Below are 19,788 nucleotides of genomic sequence, written 5' to 3'. Positions count from 1 at the left end.
CAGCTATCAGTGGGGGTTCGAGTGGACAATCACCACTTCGTGGCGATTTCGCCCTCGTCGCGAGAATCCAGGAATTGCTCGTCCGACATGGCGACCTCCTTATTTACATTGTGATCCGATGGCTCTTGGATTGCGTAAACATAACGCACGGTCCGCTACCTTGTCAAGGTTTCAATTCACGACTCCGACACGGCAATCCCGGCGCGGAAGGAAACCCGGCAGTAGCCACCATCAGCTCCCAAACCCCTTCCAGCACAATACATTTCAATAGCGCATCCACGCAACACTTGTCGCGAGTTCTACCGATACCGAATGTGTTGATATGTCAAATGTTGACTTCCCAGAAATGAGAAACAGACCTTCGAGTTCGACTTGTCAGCCGTGCAGCGAGATTACTCGGTCTTCCGGCACCTCGACCGACCGCCAGCGCTTGGTTGCCGACAGCGGACGGGTCTCCATCAGCTGAACACGGTCACCGATACCGGCGACCTCGTTCTCGTCGTGCGCCTCCCCCTTCGAGGTGGTGCGAATGATCTTGCCGTAGAGCGGGTGCCGGTCACGGTTCTCCAACTCGACAACGATCATCTTGTTCATCTTGTCCGAGACAACGCGGACACCGCGAGCTCCCTGCGATCCTCGGCAGCGCACTATCGAGCGAGGCGAATATCCACCTGGCCACAAGCTACCCGAGTCTGCTTCCGCGATAATCGATGACAAAGGGCCGTCGACTCGGAAAATTCCTAGTCGACGGCCCTTTTCAGACTGAGGAGGCTCTTACTTGGCCTTCTCCAGCACCTCGACCAACCGCCAGCGCTTGGTCGCCGACAGCGGACGGGTCTCCATCAGCTGAACACGGTCACCGATACCGGCGACCTCGTTCTCGTCGTGCGCCTTCACCTTCGAGGTGGTGCGAATGATCTTGCCGTAGAGCGGGTGCCGGTGACGGTCTTCCAGCTCGACAACGATCGTCTTGTTCATCTTGTCCGAGACAACGTAGCCGACACGAACCTTACGGCTGTTGCGCTGCCCTTCCACGTTTTCGCTCATGCCGCATCTCCCTTGCCAGCGGGTCCGGTGGCCAGACCGAGCTCGCGCTCACGCATGACCGTGTAGATGCGCGCGATCTCGTGACGGACGACGCGCAGACGACGGTTGTTGTCCAGCTGACCCGTCGCCATCTGGAAGCGCAGGTTGAACAGCTCTTCCTTGGATTCGCGCAGCTTGGCCACCAAATCCTCTTCGGTGAGCTCGCGGAGCTCTGCGGCCGGTGTTCCGGTAGCCATCAGAACTGCTCCTCCCTGGTCACGATCCTGCACTTCATCGGGAGCTTGTGCATCGCGCGGCGCAGAGCCTCACGAGCGGTCTCCTCGTTCGGGTAGCTCATCTCGAACATCACCCGACCGGGCTTGACGTTCGCGATCCACCACTCCGGCGAACCCTTACCGGAACCCATGCGGGTCTCGGCAGGCTTCTTGGTCAGCGGACGATCCGGGTAGATGTTGATCCAGATCTTGCCGCCGCGCTTGATGTGGCGAGTCATCGCGATACGCGCCGACTCGATCTGCCGGTTGGTGACGTAGGCAGGCTCCAGTGCCTGGATGCCGAACTCGCCGAACGCCACCGAGGTGCCGCCCTTGGCCATGCCGGAACGACCCGGGTGATGCTGCTTGCGGTGCTTCACCTTGCGAGGCATCAGCATGCGTCAGCCCTCCTGTGTCTCTGCCGGAGCGTCGACCACAGCGGTGGCGGCGCGCCCGGCCTCGGTGCTGGTCGCCGTAGTACCGGCGGAACCGGACCGACGCGGGCGGCTCGGCCGCTCCCGGCGCGGACGCTCGGGCGCGGCGGCAGCGGCGGCCAGCTCACGCTTGCCACCGACGATGTCGCCCTTGTAGATCCAGACCTTCACGCCGATGCGACCGAAGGTGGTCTTGGCCTCGTAGAGGCCGTAGTCGATGTCGGCGCGCAGCGTGTGCAGCGGCACGCGACCCTCGCGGTAGAACTCCGAGCGCGACATTTCGGCGCCACCGAGGCGGCCCGAGCACTGCACGCGGATGCCCTTGACGTTCGGCGAACGCATGGCCGACTGGATGGCCTTGCGCATCGCGCGACGGAATGCGACACGGTTGGACAGCTGCTCCGCGACGGCCTGCGCGACCAGCTGCGCATCCGACTCAGGGTTCTTGACCTCGAGGATGTTCAGCTGGACCTGCTTGCCGGTGAGCTTCTCCAGCTCGGCACGGATGCGGTCGGCCTCCGCGCCGCGCCGGCCGATCACGATGCCGGGACGCGCGGTGTGGATGTCCACCCGCACGCGGTCACGGGTGCGCTCGATCTCGACTTTGGAGATGCCTGCCCGCTCCATGCCGGTGGCGAGGAGCTTGCGGATCGCGACGTCTTCCTTCACGTAGTCCGCGTACTGCTTGTCCGCGTACCAACGCGACTTCCAGTCGGTGGTGATACCGAGGCGGAAGCCATGGGGGTTGATTTTCTGTCCCATTTACTTTGCCCCTCCCTTCCGGCGGTTACGAGTGGATCCACCGGCGGTGGGGATGCTCTCGACCTCGATGGTGATGTGGCTGGTGCGCTTGCGGATGCGGAACGCACGGCCCTGGGCACGCGGCTGGAACCGCTTCATGGTCGCGCCCTCGTCGACGTAAGCCGTCGAGATGACCAATGTGGACGGGTCAAGGCCAAGGTTGTTCTCGGCGTTGGCCGCGGCGCTGGCGACGACCTTGGCGACCGGCTCGCTCGCGGCCTGGGGCGCGAACTTGAGCAGGGCGAGGGCGTCCTCGACGCGCTTGCCGCGGACCAAGTCCACGACACGGCGTGCCTTCATCGGAGTGACGCGAACGTGCTTGGCGGTCGCGCGCGCAGTCAGGTTCGACGGCGCCGTCAGCAGTGTCTGATTGCTCTTCGCTTCGCTCATCGCCGCTTGCTCTTCCGGTCTTCCTTGACGTGGCTCCTGAACGTCCTGGTCGGCGCGAACTCACCGAGCTTGTGTCCGACCATGTTGTCCGAGACGAACACCGGCACGTGCTTGCGGCCGTCGTGCACCGCGAACGTGTGCCCGATGAAATCGGGGATGATGGTCGAACGACGCGACCAGGTCTTGATGACCTGCTTGGTGCCCTTCTCGTTCTGTACGTCCACCTTCGCGAGGAGGTGGTCGTCGACAAACGGGCCTTTCTTGAGGCTGCGTGGCATTTCTTACCTCCTCCTTCAGCGCTTCTTGCCGGTCTTGCGGCGGCGGACGATGAGCTTGTCGCTCGGGCGGTTGGGCTTGCGGGTGCGGCCTTCCGGCTGACCCCACGGCGAGACCGGGTGACGACCACCGGAGGTCTTGCCTTCACCACCACCGTGCGGGTGGTCGACCGGGTTCATGACGACACCACGGACCGTGGGGCGACGACCCTTCCAGCGCATGCGGCCGGCCTTGCCCCAGTTGATGTTCGACTGCTCGGCATTGCCGACCTCGCCGACGGTGGCGCGGCAGCGCACGTCGACGCGACGGATCTCACCGGAGGGCATACGCAGCGTGGCGTAGGGGCCTTCCTTACCGAGCAGCTGGATGCTCATGCCCGCGGAACGGGCCATCTTGGCACCGCCGCCCGGACGCAGCTCCACGTTGTGGATGGTGGTACCGGTCGGGATGTTGCGCAGCGGCAGGTTATTGCCCGGCTTGATGTCGGCCGTGGGGCCGGACTCGATCGGCGTGCCCTGCGTCACACCCTTGGGGGCGATGATGTAGCGCTTCTCGCCGTCCACATAGTGCAGCAGCGCGATGTTCGCGGTCCGGTTCGGGTCGTACTCGATGTGCGCGACCTTGGCCGGGACGCCGTCCTTGTCCAGGCGACGGAAGTCGATGACACGGTAGGCCCGCTTGTGCCCGCCACCACGGTGACGAGTGGTGATGCGGCCGTGGGCGTTACGACCACCGCTCTTGGACAGCGGACGCAGCAGCGACTTCTCGGGCGTCGACCGGGTGATCTCCGCGAAGTCCGAGACACTGGCGCCACGACGGCCCGGCGTAGTCGGCTTGTACTTACGAATTGCCATGAGTTCTTCTCTGCTTTCTGGGTTCCCAGGCGCTTACGCGACCGGGCCTCCGAAGATCTCGATGGGCTTGCTGTCGGCCGAGATGGTCACGAGCGCGCGCTTGGTGTCTTTGCGCTTGCCGTAACCGAAGCGGGTCCGCTTGCGCTTGCCCTGACGGTTGGCGGTGTTGACGCTGGTGACCTTCACACCGAAGACCTTCTCGACGGCGATCTTGATCTGCGTCTTGTTCGAGTCCGGGTGCACCAGGAAGGTGTAGGTGCCTTCCTCGATCAGTCCGTAGGACTTCTCCGAGATGACCGGCGCCAGCAGGATGTCGCGGGGGTCGGCGATGGTGGTCACTTGCTCTCCTCCTGTGCCACCGCAGTGTCCTGCGCAGACTCCGCGGGGCCGTGAACGAAAGTGTTCAGAGCCTCGACGCTGAACACCACTTCGTCGCTGTTCAGCACGTCGTAGGTGTTGAGCTGATCCGGGGCGATCGGCTGCACGTTCTGCAGGTTCGCCACGCTCTTCCACGCGGCGATGTCCTCGCGGCCGACGACGACCAGGAACTTCTTGCGGTCCGACAGCTCGGCCAGGAAGCTCTTGGCGGTCTTGGTCGACGGCGTCTGTCCGGCGACCAGCTCGGCGATAATGTGGATGCGCTCGTTGCGGGCCCGGTCCGACAGGGCACCACGCAGGGCGGCGGCCTTCATCTTCTTCGGGGTGCGCTGGCTGTAGTCGCGCGGCTGTGGGCCGTGCACGGTGCCACCGCCTGCGAACTGCGGCGCACGGGTCGAGCCCTGACGGGCGCGACCGGTTCCCTTCTGGCGGTACGGCTTCTTGCCGCCACCGGAGACCTCGCCGCGTGTCTTCGTGCTGTGCGTGCCCTGACGGGCCGCAGCCAGCTGCGCGATGACGACCTGGTGCATCAGCGCGATATTGGCGGTCACGCCGAAGATCTCCGCGGGGAGCTCGACGGTGCCGTTGGTCTTGCCGCCGATCTCCTTGACCGGCAGCGTGAGGTCGGCGGACTTCTCTACGTCCGACTTCTTCGTGTCCACGCTGGTCATGCGTGCGCACCACCCTTCACGGCGCTCTTGACGATCACGACGCCGCCCTTGCGACCCGGGATCGCTCCCTTGATCAGCAGCAGGCCGTTCTCGGCGTCCACCTTGTGAACCGACAGGTTCTGCGTGGTGACGCGGTCGTTGCCCATCCGGCCCGACATGCGCATGCCCTTGAACACGCGGCCGGGGGTGGCGCAGCCACCGATGGAACCCGGGCGACGGTGCACGGCCTGCGCACCGTGCGAGGCACCCTGACCACGGAAGCCGTGGCGCTTCATGGTGCCCGCGAAACCCTTGCCCTTGCTGGTGCCGGTGATGTCGACGTAGGTGCCCTCTTCGAACACGTCGGCGTTGATCTCCTGGCCGACCTCGAAGGTGGAGGCGTCCGCGACGCGGATCTCGGCGACGTGGCGACGTGGCGTGACACCGGCCTTGGTGAACTGACCGGAGACCGGCTTGTTCACCTTGCGCGGGTCGATGGCGCCGAAAGCGACCTGGACGGCGCTGTAGCCGTCCCGCTCCACGGTGCGAATCTGGGTAACGACGTTCGGTCCGGCCTTGATGACGGTCACGGGAACGACGCGGTTCTTGTCGTCGAAGACCTGGGTCATGCCGAGCTTGGTGCCCAGGATGCCAGCCGCCGGCCTGTTCTTGTTGTCAGTCATATCTCGAGTCCCCGTCACTGAATGTTGACGTCGACGCTGGCCGGCAGGTCGATGCGCATGAGCGCGTCCACCGTCTTCGGCGTCGGGTCGAGGATGTCGATAAGGCGCTTGTGCGTACGCATCTCGAAGTGCTCGCGCGAGTCTTTGTACTTGTGCGGCGAACGGATGACGCAGTACACGTTCTTCTCGGTCGGCAACGGCACCGGGCCCACGACGCGTGCCCCGGTGCGGGTCACCGTCTCCACGATCTTGCGCGCAGATGCGTCGATCGCCTCGTGGTCATAGGCCTTGAGCCTGATGCGGATCTTTTGTCCCGCCACGCTAAGTGTCCTTTTCTCCGCTTTCCTTCGTGGCCCGGAAGCTGGCTACACCAACCTTCTGGACCACCCTCAATTTGCACAGCCCGAACACACGAAGACGTCTCAGAGTCGAGACCATGACCAGGCACGCCCGGTCCTCGCCGCTGTTCATCTGTCATGGTTCTCCGGTCCACGCGGTCGGGCGTGTCGCCCGTCCGCTCATTCCTCGGCCCCGGATCTACTTCATCTCAGGCCTGGAACACTGTCCCGGACGTACCCACGCCGGAAACCCAGCGAGGTACAAGATTGGGTACTACTCGCCCCGCTCGGCCACAACCCGTTCCGCACGGAAACAGGCGGCCCGCTGCAAGGCAACCCGAACAGTATGCCCGACGCACTCGCACACTACAAATCTGGGTCTTTGGCCGCGAAGGCGCGGCGTGTTCGCGGCCCCCTGGTGACTCGCGTCCGAGCGACCGCCGCTGGCGACTTCGTCGCGGACGCGTCGGCCGCTCGGACGCGAGCCGGGCCGCGAACGGGGAATGCTCGATCTCGCTGCGCTCGGAAGCGGGAGTTGGGCCTGTGCGGCGTGCTTGGGGACGACTGTGAAACCGGGTGTTTGCCGCTACTGGGCGTGCGGAGGTTGCGTTGGGGTTGCAACCGGAGGAGCTGAACTTACTTCCAAGTAAGATGCAGCTTATGACGAAAGAGACCGTGACCTACCGCGGCTGGAAGAAGCTGCCGGACAACCGGCTGGGGCACGCCTTGTTCTCCCTCGGGATGGTGGCCCGGGTGCCGTACTTCGGCACCGTGCTGCCTAGCGTGGTCCGGCTGGAGCCTGGGCTGTGCGAGGTGACCTCGCCGAAGTGGTTCGGTATCCACAACCATCTGGGCACCTTCCACGCCATCGCGGCATGCAATCTGGCGGAGGTGGCGATGGGCATGCTCAGCGAGGCGACCGTTCCCACGACCCACCGGTGGATTCCGAAGGCCATGAACGTGCGGTACCTGGCCAAGGCCGAGACCGGGCTTCGCGCTGTCGCGAAACTGCCCGAGGTTCCGGACTTCGCGACCATCACCGAAGGTTGCGATCTGGTGGTGCCGGTGTCGGTCTACGACAAGAACGGCCTCGAAGTCGTGCATGCCGACATCACCAACTGGGTGACGCCCAATTGACGCGCTCCCCCGCCGGAAGGTGGGGATCCCGGTCCTGGCAGCTCACGCCGCGCTTCCGGCGGGTTCCTGATTCGACGCCGCGTGAAATACTTGTGCGCCGATCCCGTCGCGTATCGGCCACTTTCACATGAGCCCGCGCCACGCGGGCGCGAGCCTTGACCCTGTTGGCGGATCCCTTTCCTTGCGGGACAACACTTTCTGCATCTTGCCAATTCAGATCAGTCAAAGCTCGTTGTAGAACAACCGCCGATAATTCCGACAGCCGAGCCCATCCCCGGAATTCTCTTCGCCTCGGTCAACCGTGTCGACAGCTCCATCCGACAAGCACGCCAGCCCCGCCTCCCGTGCCCACTGCCGCACCCGCAAAGCATCATTGAACACCACCCTCGCGCACCCCGAACGCCTTCGCCGACTTCTGCCGCTGCCCACCGTGCGATACAGGCGGAAGTTGTATCGAAGCCGTCCACTCCGAACCTGGTTCCAGACTATGGCGCGGCCCAAGGAGCTTCACGGCTGAAGTTGTAGGGCTACTAATTCTGGGACCTGCGCGAAATGGAATTCTCGCCACACCCGCTGCGGACTACGCGTATTCGCGAGACTTGAATTTCCAGGGCTCGATCGACGAGGATAGTTGCGTTTGCGTCGACCGAGCGGATTGAATGTCCCGATATGGGTCTCAGCACGGTTCGGGAAATCGACGTGTGTGTGGTCGGGCTCGGCCCGACCGGACGGGCGCTGGCGCATCGCGCGATGCGAGCCGGGCTGTCGGTGACCGCGATCGATCCACGTCCCGACCGGCTGTGGCCGCCCACCTTCTCCTGCTGGGTCGACGAGCTGCCGGACTGGCTGCCGCCCGGCGCCGTCGCGACCACGATCGCGGCGCCCACCGTATGGACGACGACCGAACATCGTATCGACCGGCCCTACTGCGTGCTGTCCAAGCCCGGCCTGCACGAAGCGCTCCCGCTCGACGACGCCACCGTCGTGGCAGGCCGCGCCGCCCGGGTGGACGCGCACGAGGTCGAGCTCGCCGACGGCACGGTGCACACCGCGGCGACGGTGTTCGACACCCGCGGACTGCCCACCCTCGGACGCCGCAGGGCGGCGAGCGCGCACGGTATCTTCGTCGACGCCGAGACCGCCGCGCCGATGGTCCGCGAGGGTGAGGCCTTGCTGCTGGATTGGCGACCGGAAAACGGCACGGGCCCGGACGAACCGCCGTCGTTCCTCTACGCGGTGCCGCTCGGCGACGGCACGGTGATCTTCGAGGAGACCAGCCTCGGCCTGCGCGGCGGTATGCCGCAGCATGAACTGCGCAGGCGCACGCTCAACCGGCTCGCCTCGCACGGTATCCGGCTCACCGGCGCCGAACCGAGCGAGGCGGCGCATTACCCGCTCGACCAGCCGCCGCCACGTAAGGGCGCGGCGAGGGCGATTCCGTACGGTTCGCGCGGCGGCATGATGCACCCGTGCACCGGCTACAGCGTCGCCGACGCACTCGCACTGGTCGACACCGCGGTCACCGCGCTGCGGCAGGGTCTCGACCCGATCGCCGAGCTGTGGCCATGGCGCGCGCGACTGGTGTACTGGATGCGGACGCGCGGCCTCCACGGCCTGGGCAGGCTCACCACCGAACAGTCCACCGCCATGTTCGACGCGTTCTTCAGCGCCTCCCCACGCGGCCAGCGCGCCCTGCTGTCCGCACACGACGACTACACCGCTCTCGGCGCGGTGCTGTTCGACACCGTCGCGCACACCTGGCCGTTCCGCTGGCGCTACGACCTGGTCGGCTGGACCAACCGGAACCGCTGGCTGGACTACGACTTCGGTCAGGCGCCGGTCTCGGCCGCGCGGCGATAGCCGCGGACCGCGGGAAAGCCGAAGACCACGATCATCCCGATCACCCAGGCGAGAGTCTTCAGCAGCGGCTCCGCCACCGGGCCGCCATAGGACAGTCCGCGCATAGCATCGATGGCGCAGCTCATCGGCTGGTTCCCGATCACACCTTGCAGCCAGCTCGGGTAGACGGAAGTCGGAACGAATCCGGAGTTGAAGAACATCAGCAGCGTACTGGTGATTCCGATGACGTTCACCAGCAGTATGCCGTCGGAGACCGTCGCCAGCGCGGTGACCAGCACAGCGAAAGCCACGCCGAAGAGCACCGGAATACCGATCAGCGCCAGCGCCGCCGCAAGCCCCTTGTCGAAGCGGAAGCCGATGGTCAGCCCGACCACGAGCACGAACAGCGTGGTGACCAGCACCCGGATCGCCTCGGCGAGCAGTCGCCCGGTCAATCCGGCCGCGCGATGGATCGGCATGGTCCAGAACCGGCCGAGCAGCCCGGTCATCTTCTCCACTTTCAATCCGAGCGCGCTCACCACCGCACCCGACATCGCCGCGACCAGCGTGATCATCGGAACGGTTCCGTAGACGCTCGGCTTGCCGGTAGCCAACGTGATCGAGTCGCCGAGCACGATGCGGAACATCAGCAAGGTAACGGCCGGATAGATCAGCGCCTGGATCGTCGTCGCGGGGTCGCGTGCCCACACCATCAGCAGTCGCTTGCACTGGATCAGGCTATGCGCGGCCCAGGTACCCAGGGAACCTTCCGAGCGCGCGGCCACCTCGGGCAGCAATGACGAGCCGATGTGCTCGGCCGCGTCGTCGGCGGGTGCCATGGTCGCCTCCACAGAACTCATGACCGCCTCACACTCGCCCAGATCGCCAACGGAATGAACACCACCGCGAGCCCGGCCACCCACACCAGCGGCACCCACAACACTTGCCAGGTCGCTCCTTCGGCCGCCATATCGCGCAGAGCGAAGGAGAACTGGGAGATCGGCTGGTTGCGCACGAACGGCCGAATCCACATCGGATAGCTGTGTTCGGGCACGAACCCGCAGGAGAGCATGCCGAAGATCAGCGTCGGCAGGGTCAGCGCCTGACTCAGCGACTCCGGGCTCTTGGTCAGGCTGCCGAGTGCGTCGGCGCCGATCGCGAGCACCGTGCCGACGGCGAGCGCAAAGACACAGAACAGCACCGCCTGCCCGAAGCCCGCGACGAAGCGGAAACCGATGACGTGTCCGAAGAGCACCGCGGCGGTGAGCGAGGTGACCGATCGGACCAGCCCGGCCGCGATACGCGCCGTCAACGGGACGACCATGCCGATCGGCATGGTCTGCAGGCGGGTGCTCAATCCGGTTCTCGCCTCGAACGCGGCTATCTGCGCGTTCGACATCATCGTGAAGGCCATGGTCTGCAGCACGATGATCGGCATGACGTACTGGGCGTAGTCGATGCCCTGGAACTTCATCACATAGCGCAGCGGGAGATAGAAGCCGAGCGTGAACATCAGCGGCGTGACCACCGCGACGATCATCTCGCCCTTGGTCACCATGGTGCGGACGATCCGGCCGGTCAGCGCACGCCACTGCGCGAACGACGAGAGCCGCGGCTCGGGCAGCTCGGCGAACAGTGTCACCGGGGCGGCCGGTGCGCTCTCCGGGGCAGTCGCAGCGGTCACGCGTGACCGCCCGTGTGGCCGGTGATGGACAGGAACACGTCGTCCAGCGAAGGGCGGCGTAGCGCGATGTCGGCCAGGTCGATGCCCGCGCTGTCGAGCCTGCGCAGCGCCTCGGTCAGCGTGATCGCGCCCTCGGGCGCCGGAATGGAGAGCCGGTCGCCGCCGTCTAGGTCTGCGAGCACCGCGGGCGGCATCAGGTCGCCGAGCGCGTACGCGGCGGTTCGCAGCTTGGTCGGATCCAGTGGGACCACCTCGCAATAGCTGCCGCCGGTCTTCTCCTTGAGTTCGTCGGCGGTGCCCTCGGCGATCACGGTGCCCTTGTCGATCACGATGATGTTGTCACTGAGCACATCGGCTTCCTCGAGGTACTGCGTGGTCAGCAGAACCGTGATGCCCTGGGTCTTGAGTGCGGTCACCAGATCCCACACGCCCTGCCTGCTGCGTGGGTCGAGGCCGGTGGTCGGCTCGTCCAGGAACACCACCTTCGGACGCACCACAAGACCGCAGGCGATGTCGACGCGGCGACGCATGCCGCCCGAGTAGTGCCGCACCGACCGGCGGCCCGCGTCCACCAGCTCGAACTCCTCGAGCAAAGTGTCGGCGCGCTTGCGGGCCGCGGACTTGGCGAGGCCCATCAGCCTGCCGAACAGCTCCAGGTTCTCCCGGCCGGAGAGGTTCTCGTCCAGCGCCGCGTACTGCCCGGTCATCATGATCGAGCGGCGCACGCCCGCCGGGTCCTTCCGCACGTCGTGCCCGGCGACGACGGCGGTGCCGGAGTCGGGGCGCAGCAGTGTGGAGAGGACCTTCACCATGGTCGTCTTGCCCGCGCCGTTCGGGCCGAGAATGCCGAGAACGGAGCCGCGTTCGGCGACGAAGCTGACGCCCTGCAGTGCATGCACGTCGCCGAATGACTTGCGGACGTCCGCTACCCGGACCGCCGGCTCACTCGCATGCGAATCTGCTTGGTTGGAATTCGGCATCAACTCTCCACTATCGACCGGTGCGGCGACGAGGTCGCCCGAGCGCACGCTTGCGCTCCGATTGATGATCCGTCGCGCTCGGCGTGATGTTACCGGCCCGGCCGACTCGCTATCGCGTCGCGCATGCCACCCATCCCGGGGGCAATCAGAGGTGTCCTTACTCACATTTCCTGCTCCCGGTCCGCTTCGCGGGGGGTCGGCGCTGGTGAGGGCGATCCGGGCGGCCAAGGGCTGGCGGCCGAGCCCTTGTCGGCCCGCGGCGCCAGACCATAGTCTGCTCGAGGGGGAACCACGGGAACCACAATCACTCGTCTGCGGCTGTGCCCCGCTGAGCGGCCCGCACGCTGTTTTCGACACTGCGAGAGGTGATCATGGCCGAGTCCGCGCAGCCACGACTGGCGGCGCATCCGGGAGGAACGGGCCGATCGAATGTGCTGACGTCCTATGATCCGCGCACCGGTGAGGTGGTGGGCAGCTACGCCGTGATGCATTCCGGCGAGCTCACCCGCACCGTGCGTGCCGCACGCTCCGCCGAACAGTGGTGGGCCGAGCTGGGATTCAGCGCACGCAGACGCTGGCTGCTGGACTGGAAGCGCGACATTGTCCGGCGCTCAGACGAGTTGGTGGCAATCCTGTGCGAGGAGACCGGAAAACCGGAGGCGGACGCCGCGATCGAGGTGATGCTCGCGGTGGAGAACCTGGACTGGGCCGCGCGCAACGCGGGCCGCGCCCTGGACCGTCGACGGCTCGGCTCCACTTGGCTCACCCGCAACCAGCGGGCCTCGGTCGGCTATCTGCCGCTCGGCGTGGTCGGAGTGCTCGGACCGTGGAACAACCCGGTGTTCACTCCCATGGGCTCGATTGCCTACGCGATGGCAGCGGGCAACGCGGTGGTGTTCAAGCCGCATGAGCTCACCACCGGCGTCGGGGTATGGCTGGCCGACAGCTGGTCCAGGCTTGCGCCGAATCAGCCGGTGCTGCAGGTGGTTACCGGTGACACCGCGACCGGTGTCGCGCTCTGTCGCGCCAAAGTCGACAAGATCGCCTATGCGGGCTCGGAAGCGGGCGCACGCGAGGTGATCGCATTGTGCGCACAGACCACGACGCCGGTCGTCGTGGAGCGCAACGGCAAGGGCAGCATGGTCGTGCATGTGGACGCGAAGCTCGACGACGCCGCCGAGGCCGCGGTATTCGGCGCGATGGCCAACGCCGGGCAGAACGCCACCGGGATCCAGCGCGCCTACGTCGCCCAGTCGGTCTACGACCGGTTTCTCGAGCTGGTGGTGGAACAAGCCCGCAAGCTGCGGCCTGGCGCGGATCGGAAGGCCTCGTACGGTCCGATGATCATGGAGTCACAGGTCGACATGGTACGCAGACAGGTGCGCGATGCGGTGGCCCGCGGCGGACGCACGGTGGTCGGTGGGCTGGACTCGATCCGCGAGCCCTACATCGAGCCGATCGTGCTGGCCGAAGTGCCTGAGGAGAGCATCGCGATCACCGGCGAAGGCATCGGCCCGGTGCTCATCGTGAACAAAGTGGCGAGCATGGACGAGGCCGCCGCGCGGATCAACGCGGTCGGCACCGATGTCGCGGTGTCGGTGTTCACCAGGGACGTGCACGAGATCGAGGCGTTCGCCGAGCAGCTGCGGGTCGGCGTGGTGACCATCAACTCCTCCACCGCCTACGCGGGCATCCCCGCATTGCCCTTCGGCGGCGTCGGCGAGTACGGGCAGGGCCACAGCCACGGCGACCAGGGGCTGCGCGAATTCAGCAGGACCCTCGCCATCGCGCGCAAGCAATACCAGGCGCCAGTCAACCTTTCCACCTTCGATCGGCGCCCGCGGCATCTGCGCCTTGCCAAGATGATCTTCCGGATCCGGCACCGGCGCCCTTCGTAAGGTCCGCGGTGATCAGCCGTGCAGTACCGCGTCCATCAGCGCCGTGACCCGCGCCAGTTGGGCTGGGCGGGAATCGAATCGGATCAGCCTGCCGACGTCGATCACCAGGCCGATGGCGGCATGCACACGGAAGCGGGCCGCCACCGGATCGCCGTCGAGCAGGTTGGCCCACTCCAGCACATTCTGCCGCTGGATGGCGCGCAGCTTGTGCTGCTCGGCCTGCGGCAGGTTGCTGAATTCGGCGTAGTAGACCGGCATGATCTCCGGCATCGCGAAGCTGAGCTTGGCGTAACGGTCCGCCAGGCGCCGAGCCGCGTCCTCCTTGCTGGTCGCCTCGGCCAGCGCCTCGGTGATCGCGATGGCCAGCCGGTCGCCCGTGCGGTAGAAGGCCGCGGCGAGCAGGTCGGCCTTGCTCGTGAAATACCGGTACACGCTGGAGGCGTTGATGCCGACCGCCCCGCCGATCTCCTCGATGCTCGCCTCGTGGTAGCCCTGCCTACCGAAGATCCGGATCGCCTCGGCGAGCAGTTGTTCGCGCTTCGAAGTCAGCGGGATGCCGCGCACGGGCGGGCCGGGGTCCGGGTCCGCGGGCGCGGCGGGCAGTTCGGTGCGCAGGATGGCCCAGGCCATCTCGCGCTGCAGCGGAAGCAGCCTTGCACTGGACAGCGTGGTGCGGTGCGCCGAGATGCTGGCGATCGCGCTGAGCACACCCGCGGCCAACATCGCCACGTCGGCTTGTGGCGCGGCTGGCCGCAGGCGCGCGATCGGTGCGGCGAGGGTGTTGTTCAGATCGTCGTAGATCTTCTTGATCCGGACCCGGTCGTCGCGCTCGAGATAGCGCCGTTCCCAGCGGTAGAGCCCGGCCTCGCGGCGGATCTCGATGGTGTGCTCGCTGATCGCGCGGATCAGCGCGTCCAAGCGCCGCGGCGGGTCCAGACGAGCGTCGTCGGCGGCGTCGGCGACGTTCAGCAGATGACGCGCGCCCTCCTCGGCGGCCGCGACCAACAGCGCGTACTTGTTCGTGAAATGGCGATACAGCGCGGGGCCGGAGATCCCGACCTCGGCGGCGATTTCGTCGACGCCGACCGGATAGTACCCGCGTTCGCTGAACGCTCGCGCGGCTGCCCGGATGATCTGGACCTTGCGATCCTTCGGACGGCGACGCACCGACGGGCCGCCCTCCGCGCCCGTTTCACCCCCCGGGTCGGGCCGCGCGGGAGCGAGGTCGACCTCGCTGCGATCCGCGACCATGCACCTCTCCGTTCTCCGGCGACGCTGGTTGACAGCGCCCGACGATGGAACCTAAGTTAACCACAATTCGCAAATTTAACCATTGTTCACGGCCCGGCGTCTGCCGAATCCCAGGGTAGGAGCAAACATGAGCAACCCCGATTCCGTGGCATCGGCTGCCGTCCCCGCGCCCGCGGCGGGCTTCTCCGTGACAAGGGACGGCAAGGTGCTGCGGGTCACGATCACCAAGCCGAAGCGGAAGAACGCCATCGACTACGACACCATGGTCGCGCTCGGGGACACCTTCCACGCGGCCGCCGAGGACCGCGCGGTGCGCGTGGTCCTACTGACCGGCGAGGGCGGCGATTTCTGCACCGGGGCCGATCTGTCCGCGACCGCGGACGGGGCGCAGCGCGGCATCACCTCGGACATGATGATGGACGCGGCGAACCGACTGGTGCGCGCCGTCGTCGACGCGCCGGTTCCGGTGATCGTGCGGATCAGGGGCGCCGCGGCGGGCGTCGGCGTCGGTATCGCGCTGGCCGCCGACCTGGTCTACGCGAGCGAGGACTCCTACCTGCTGCTCGCCTTCATCAACATCGGCCTGATGCCCGACGGCGGCGCGGCCGCGCTGGTCGCCGCGGCGGCCGGTCGCCCGCTGGCCGCCGAGATGGCACTACTCGGCGAGCGGCTGCCCGCGCCCGCCGCCAAAGCGGCCGGTCTGTTCACGGCGGTCGTGCCCGACGCCGAACTCGACGCAACCGTGGAGGCCGCGGCCGCGAAGATCGCCTCGGGTCCGCGCCGCGCGCTCGAACTCACCAAGAAGGCACTCAACCAGGCCACGCTGACATCGCTGGCCGCGGCGCTGGCCGCCGAGAAGGCAGGCCAGTCCGAGCTGCTGCAGTCAGTCGATTTCGCCGAGGGCGCCACCGCGATGCTCACCAAGCGCAAGCCCGTCTTCGCCGACTGATCGGCCCGCCGCAACGAGCCACTTGGCGAGCGACTATGTTCATCGGCTATGACTTACCTGGTTACCGGGGCAACTGGGTTCATCGGTAGGTTCCTCATCCCCCAGCTGCTGAAACGCGAGGGTGACATCCATGTGCTGGTACGGCCGGGCGACGCGTCCGCCGACCGGTTCGCCTGCTGCGCGCGGGAGTGGGCGGGCGGCGACCGAGTACGGCCGGTGCGCGGCGATCTCGGCGCGCCAGGGTTGGGCATCGACCCCGCCTGGCTGGTCGGCCACCGCGGCACGATCGAGCACGTCTTTCATCTAGCCGCCAGCTACGACCTGACCGAGCGTGGCGGCGGTACCAGGCACGTGGTCGACGTCGCCGAGGATCTCGGAGCCGGTCTGTTGCATCATGCCTCGACAGTGGAGGTAGCCGGGTCCTGCGAGGGCCTGTTCACCGAGGACATGTTCGACTACGGTCAGGCGCTGGCCACGCCGATGCAGCGGGCCAAGTTCGAGGCCGAGCGGATCGTGCGGGGATCCTCCCTGCGCTGGCGAATCTACCGTCCGTCGATCGTGATCGGCCATTCCAGAACCGGCGAGATCGATCGGATCGACGGACCGTACTACTTCTTCCGGCTGCTGCGCATGGGCGCGCAACTGCCGAGGCTGCTGCCGGTGCTGGTGCCCAAACTGGGCGAAACCAACATGGTCCCGGTCGATTTCGTCGCCCGCGCCCTCGACCACATCGCCCACCGTCCATGCTCGGACAAGACCACCTACCATCTGGTCGACCCACGCAGGCAGAGCGCCGTCGATGCGCTGAACCTGTTCGCCGACGAGGCGGGCGCCCCGCATCTGGTCGAGGTGATGCCCAAGCGCACCCTCGACATGATGCTGCGCGTCCCGGGCGTGAACTGGCTGCTTCCCCGGGCAGGCGTTCCGCTGGATGTCTTGGAGCACAGCGAATTCAGCTGCTGGTTCGACTGCCGCCACACCACAGCCGCGCTCGCGGGCACCGACATCAGAGTTCCGCCCCTAGCCGGCTACGCCCCGCTGATCTGGAAGTACTGGATCGAGAACTGGGTCTGAGCCGGACGAAGCCCGCCCGCAGCCCGCGCCAGGCCCAGCGAACGCTCGAGGCAGCCGCTGATGCGCCGGGCCAAGCGAACGCGAGGCAGCCGCTGATGCGCCGGGCCAAGCGAACGCGAGGCAGCCGCTGATGCGCCGGGCCAAGCGAACGCGAGGCAGCCGCTGATGCGCCGGGCCAAGCGAACGCGAGGCAGCCGCTGATGCGCCGGGCCAAGCGAACGCGAGGCAGCCGCTGATGCGCCGGGCCGAGCGAACGCTCGAGGCAGCCGCTGATGCGCCGGGCCGAGCGAACGCGAGGCAGCCGCTGATGCGCCGGGCCGAGCGAACGCGAGGCAGCCGCCTAGCTTCCGGTGACAGTGAGGTAGATCAGGGCGACATTGAGCATCGTGATGATGGCGGCGACCAGCCAGGCCAACGTGGTGGTCACGCGGTGGTTGGTGTCGCCGCCCATCAGCGATCGGTCACTCGTGAAGCGCACCAGGGGGATCAGCGCGAACGGGATACCGAATGAGAGCACCACCTGCGAAATGATCAGCGCGCGAGTGGGATCGATGCCTGTCGCCAGGATCGCGATGGCCGGGATCAACGTGATCAGGCGCCGGGTCAGCAGCGGAATGCGCTGGCGCAGCAGGCCCTGCATGATCATGGCGCCGGCATAGGCACCGACCGAAGTGGAGGCAAGACCGGAGGCGAGCAGGCCGATCGCGAGCAGCAACGCGGCGACCGGACCCAGCGCGTCGCCGACCGCGGCGTGAGCGTCCTCAATGGTCTCGACGTCGCGGCCGCGCAGGGTATTCGCCGCCATCAGAAGCATGGCCAGGTTCACCGTGCCCGCCAGGATCATGGCGAGCCCGACGTCGACCTTGGTGACCCGCAGCAGCCTGCTGCGCAGCGGACCGGCCTCCGGGTGCCCGTGCCGGTCGCGGGCCAGTCCGGAGTGCAGGTACACCGCGTGCGGCATGACCGTCGCGCCGATCATGGCCGCGGCGAGCAGCACGCTCTCGGTGCCCTGGAAACGCGGCAGCAGGCCGCCGACCGTGCCACCGAACGACGGTGGCGAGATCACCACGCCGGCCAGGAATCCGATCGCGATGATCGCGAGCAGCCCGGTGATCACCCGCTCGAACGGGCGCTGCCCGCGACGGTCCTGCACCAGCAGCAGGGCCATCGATACCACGCCGGTGATCAGGCCGCCGACCAGCAGCGGCAATCCGAACAGCAGGTGCAGCGCGATCGCGCCGCCGACCACCTCGGCGAGGTCGGTGGCCATCGCGACCGTCTCGGCCTGGCCCCAGTAGGCCAGCCGAACCCGGCGGCTCGCCTTTTCTCGCACCGCCTCCGGCAGCGACAGGCCGGTCACCAATCCCAATTTGGCGGAAAGGAATTGAACGAGTCCCGCCATCACGTTGGCCATGACGATGACCCAGACGAGGAGGTAGCCGAATTGCGCGCCCGCGCTGATGTTCGACGCGACATTGCCGGGGTCGACGTAGGCGATGGCCGCGACGAACGCCGGCCCGAGCAGACCAGTCGCGGCGCGTGCCCGCTGCCCGGCGAATCTGGCGGACTCAGCCACGGTGGTACTCACGGAACAGTATTTTACGGGTTACCGAACTTTTTCGTTAGTAGCACCAATAGAAACCGACCGCCCGAGTTGCGCATCACACGCGACCAGGCGGTCGGTTCGACGTTCAGCCGGGCGACCCGGCTCAGATCAGCGGGTCAGATGCCGAGGCCTTTCGCCAGCACCGGCCACGAACTCAGGAACTCGTCGCGCCAGTAACCCCACGAGTGGGTGCCCGAGTCACGGAAGTTCCAGGTTGCCGGGATGCCCAGCTCGTTCAATTTGTTCTGCAGGTTGTGTGTGCAGTAGTTGGTGCCCGCCTCGATCACGCCGCCGATGACGATCTGGTTCGCCAGACCGTAGGCGCCGGGCTGGGTGTACGGGCCATTGAGCGTGTCGTGCTGGCCGGGCAGGCCGTTGCCGGTGGAGATGTAGAGATCGAGCCCACGCAGCCCCTCGGCGTTCACGTACGGGTCGTTGGCCACCCACTCGGGCGAACCCTCCGGGCCCCACATGTTTTCGGTGTTGCCGCCGCCCCAGGTCTCGACGGTCAGCTTCACGAACTCCGCGCCGACCGGGTCACTGGTCTGCGCGCAGCCGCTGTAGGCCGCGGCGGCCTTGTACAGACCCGGCTTGGCGATCGGCAGCGCAAGCACGGTGGTGCCCGAGGTGGACAGTCCCGCGATGGCGTTCACGCCGTTGGTGCCCAGCGCACCGTCGACCAGCGGGGGCAGCTCCTCGGTGAAGAACGTCTTCCACTTGTTACGCCCGAGTACCGGGTCGTCGTTGATCCAGTCGGTGTAATAGCTCCACTTGCCGCCGATCGGCTGGATCACGTTGACGTTCTTGTCCGACAAGAACTCCAGCGCATCGGTCTTCGCCTGCCACGAGGCGGCGTCCTCACCGCCGCCCGCGCCGTTGAGCAGGTACAGCGTCGGGCGCGGCACCGAAGCGTCAGCCGGGCGCTGGACGTCGATGGCGATCTGCTCATCCATCGCCGCCGAGTACACGTACAGCCGGATATTGCGCGAGTTCTTGTATACGGCCTTGGCGATACGCGAACCGTCCGGGGCGGTCGGGTTGCCCAGCAAACTCTGGGAATCGATGATCGGGTCAGCTGACGCACTGGACGCGCCGAGCCCGGTCATGACGCCCGCGAGCACAGCAGTTGCCGCGATCGCTGCCGCGGCACGCAGTCCGCTGCGCCGGGTCTGTCGACGTATCAATTTCGCACCTTCGCTTCGTCTCGAGATTCGCTCTTGTATTCCCCGCGTGTCGAGAGTGGATGCCCCTTACACCACAGACAC

The 19,788-nt window shown here is 66.6% G+C and carries 22 protein-coding genes and 2 pseudogenes; 5 read left to right on the top strand and 19 right to left on the bottom strand.

Annotated features, from left to right (window positions below; translation table 11 throughout):
* Positions 1 to 375: 375 nt before the first annotated feature.
* From rpsQ (OHB12_RS28815) to rpsJ, 12 genes and pseudogenes are all read right to left on the bottom strand, one after another.
* Positions 376 to 615 (bottom strand): annotated as a pseudogene (rpsQ, locus tag OHB12_RS28815) (30S ribosomal protein S17); the annotation flags it as partial.
* A gap of 159 nt (positions 616 to 774) precedes the next feature.
* Positions 775 to 1,023 (bottom strand): annotated as a pseudogene (gene rpsQ, locus OHB12_RS28810) (30S ribosomal protein S17); the annotation flags it as partial.
* A 20-nt stretch (positions 1,024 to 1,043) separates the two neighbouring features.
* Entirely contained in the window at positions 1,044 to 1,283 is a 240-nt protein-coding gene (gene rpmC, locus OHB12_RS28805) for a 50S ribosomal protein L29 (RefSeq protein ID WP_327112481.1), read from the bottom strand.
* On the bottom strand, positions 1,283 to 1,699 hold the full coding sequence (rplP, locus tag OHB12_RS28800) for a 50S ribosomal protein L16 (RefSeq protein ID WP_327112480.1): 417 nt from the start codon (positions 1,697 to 1,699) through the stop codon (positions 1,283 to 1,285). The genes rpmC and rplP overlap by 1 nt, the downstream gene beginning before the upstream one ends.
* Before the next feature lie 3 nt (positions 1,700 to 1,702).
* Positions 1,703 to 2,497 (bottom strand): 30S ribosomal protein S3, encoded by a 795-nt coding sequence (gene rpsC, locus OHB12_RS28795; protein ID WP_327112479.1) that lies wholly within the window; start codon positions 2,495 to 2,497, stop codon positions 1,703 to 1,705.
* A complete protein-coding gene (rplV, locus tag OHB12_RS28790; protein ID WP_327112478.1) occupies positions 2,498 to 2,926 on the bottom strand; it encodes a 50S ribosomal protein L22 in 429 nt (142 codons plus the stop codon).
* On the bottom strand, positions 2,923 to 3,204 hold the full coding sequence (gene rpsS, locus OHB12_RS28785) for a 30S ribosomal protein S19 (RefSeq protein WP_327112477.1): 282 nt from the start codon (positions 3,202 to 3,204) through the stop codon (positions 2,923 to 2,925). Before rpsS ends, rplV begins: the two co-directional genes overlap by 4 nt.
* 15 nt (positions 3,205 to 3,219) lie before the next feature.
* Positions 3,220 to 4,056 (bottom strand): 50S ribosomal protein L2, encoded by an 837-nt coding sequence (rplB, locus tag OHB12_RS28780; protein WP_327112476.1) that lies wholly within the window; start codon positions 4,054 to 4,056, stop codon positions 3,220 to 3,222.
* Positions 4,057 to 4,089: 33 nt separating this feature from the next.
* The gene (rplW, locus tag OHB12_RS28775; protein WP_014981657.1) at positions 4,090 to 4,395 is read right to left on the bottom strand and encodes a 50S ribosomal protein L23; all 306 of its coding nucleotides are present in this window, start codon (positions 4,393 to 4,395) and stop codon (positions 4,090 to 4,092) included.
* The gene (gene rplD / locus OHB12_RS28770; protein WP_327112475.1) at positions 4,392 to 5,105 is read right to left on the bottom strand and encodes a 50S ribosomal protein L4; all 714 of its coding nucleotides are present in this window, start codon (positions 5,103 to 5,105) and stop codon (positions 4,392 to 4,394) included. The genes rplW and rplD overlap by 4 nt, the downstream gene beginning before the upstream one ends.
* Positions 5,102 to 5,767, bottom strand: coding sequence for a 50S ribosomal protein L3 (gene rplC / locus OHB12_RS28765; protein WP_327112474.1), 666 nt, complete (start codon positions 5,765 to 5,767; stop codon positions 5,102 to 5,104). The genes rplD and rplC overlap by 4 nt, the downstream gene beginning before the upstream one ends.
* A 14-nt stretch (positions 5,768 to 5,781) precedes the next feature.
* Complete coding sequence (gene rpsJ, locus OHB12_RS28760) at positions 5,782 to 6,087, bottom strand: 30S ribosomal protein S10 (RefSeq protein ID WP_003938093.1); 306 nt, start codon at positions 6,085 to 6,087, stop codon at positions 5,782 to 5,784.
* Between the two features lie 678 nt (positions 6,088 to 6,765).
* On the opposite strand from rpsJ, the gene OHB12_RS28755 reads away from it, so the two are divergent.
* The gene (locus OHB12_RS28755) at positions 6,766 to 7,242 is read left to right on the top strand and encodes a hotdog fold domain-containing protein (protein WP_327112473.1); all 477 of its coding nucleotides are present in this window, start codon (positions 6,766 to 6,768) and stop codon (positions 7,240 to 7,242) included.
* 222 nt (positions 7,243 to 7,464) lie between these two features.
* Here the strand turns inward: OHB12_RS28755 and OHB12_RS36480 are convergent, their stop codons facing one another.
* Positions 7,465 to 7,743: a helix-turn-helix domain-containing protein gene (locus OHB12_RS36480; protein WP_442799876.1), complete on the bottom strand. Its 279-nt coding sequence runs from the start codon at positions 7,741 to 7,743 to the stop codon at positions 7,465 to 7,467.
* Between the two features lie 168 nt (positions 7,744 to 7,911).
* On the opposite strand from OHB12_RS36480, the gene OHB12_RS28750 reads away from it, so the two are divergent.
* Positions 7,912 to 9,102 carry a lycopene cyclase family protein gene (locus OHB12_RS28750; RefSeq protein WP_327112471.1) on the top strand — a complete coding sequence of 397 codons (1,191 nt, stop codon included), beginning with the start codon at positions 7,912 to 7,914 and terminating at the stop codon, positions 9,100 to 9,102.
* Here OHB12_RS28750 and OHB12_RS28745 read toward each other — a convergent pair.
* The 3 genes from OHB12_RS28745 to OHB12_RS28735 are packed head-to-tail and all read right to left on the bottom strand — an operon-like array spanning position 9,072 to position 11,745.
* Entirely contained in the window at positions 9,072 to 9,941 is an 870-nt protein-coding gene (locus OHB12_RS28745; protein ID WP_327112469.1) for an ABC transporter permease, read from the bottom strand. The two genes, OHB12_RS28750 and OHB12_RS28745, sit on opposite strands and share 31 nt — an antisense overlap.
* Positions 9,938 to 10,765, bottom strand: coding sequence for an ABC transporter permease (locus OHB12_RS28740; protein WP_442799875.1), 828 nt, complete (start codon positions 10,763 to 10,765; stop codon positions 9,938 to 9,940). Before OHB12_RS28740 ends, OHB12_RS28745 begins: the two co-directional genes overlap by 4 nt.
* Positions 10,762 to 11,745, bottom strand: coding sequence for an ATP-binding cassette domain-containing protein (locus OHB12_RS28735; RefSeq protein WP_327112467.1), 984 nt, complete (start codon positions 11,743 to 11,745; stop codon positions 10,762 to 10,764). The genes OHB12_RS28740 and OHB12_RS28735 overlap by 4 nt, the downstream gene beginning before the upstream one ends.
* A gap of 371 nt (positions 11,746 to 12,116) precedes the next feature.
* Between OHB12_RS28735 and OHB12_RS28730 the strand changes: the two genes are divergently transcribed.
* Entirely contained in the window at positions 12,117 to 13,643 is a 1,527-nt protein-coding gene (locus tag OHB12_RS28730; RefSeq protein ID WP_327112465.1) for an aldehyde dehydrogenase family protein, read from the top strand.
* Positions 13,644 to 13,655: 12 nt separating this feature from the next.
* On the opposite strand, the gene OHB12_RS28725 is transcribed toward OHB12_RS28730, so the two are convergent.
* Entirely contained in the window at positions 13,656 to 14,894 is a 1,239-nt protein-coding gene (locus OHB12_RS28725) for a TetR/AcrR family transcriptional regulator (protein WP_327112463.1), read from the bottom strand.
* A 127-nt stretch (positions 14,895 to 15,021) separates the two neighbouring features.
* Here OHB12_RS28725 and OHB12_RS28720 point away from each other — a divergent pair, with 127 nt between their 5' ends.
* Both OHB12_RS28720 and OHB12_RS28715 read left to right on the top strand, forming a co-directional pair.
* Positions 15,022 to 15,843, top strand: coding sequence for an enoyl-CoA hydratase (locus tag OHB12_RS28720; protein ID WP_327112461.1), 822 nt, complete (start codon positions 15,022 to 15,024; stop codon positions 15,841 to 15,843).
* 48 nt (positions 15,844 to 15,891) lie between these two features.
* Positions 15,892 to 16,917: an SDR family oxidoreductase gene (locus tag OHB12_RS28715; RefSeq protein WP_327112459.1), complete on the top strand. Its 1,026-nt coding sequence runs from the start codon at positions 15,892 to 15,894 to the stop codon at positions 16,915 to 16,917.
* 340 nt (positions 16,918 to 17,257) lie between these two features.
* Here OHB12_RS28715 and OHB12_RS28710 read toward each other — a convergent pair whose 3' ends face one another.
* Positions 17,258 to 18,493 carry an Nramp family divalent metal transporter gene (locus tag OHB12_RS28710; RefSeq protein WP_327121581.1) on the bottom strand — a complete coding sequence of 412 codons (1,236 nt, stop codon included), beginning with the start codon at positions 18,491 to 18,493 and terminating at the stop codon, positions 17,258 to 17,260.
* 146 nt (positions 18,494 to 18,639) lie between these two features.
* The gene (locus tag OHB12_RS28705) at positions 18,640 to 19,629 is read right to left on the bottom strand and encodes an alpha/beta hydrolase (protein ID WP_327121579.1); all 990 of its coding nucleotides are present in this window, start codon (positions 19,627 to 19,629) and stop codon (positions 18,640 to 18,642) included.
* Positions 19,630 to 19,788 lie beyond the last annotated feature (159 nt).

This window comes from Nocardia sp. NBC_01730 (genome assembly GCF_035920445.1).
Classification (GTDB): Bacteria; Actinomycetota; Actinomycetes; order Mycobacteriales; family Mycobacteriaceae; genus Nocardia.
This window is presented reverse-complemented; position numbering and strand designations above follow the sequence as displayed.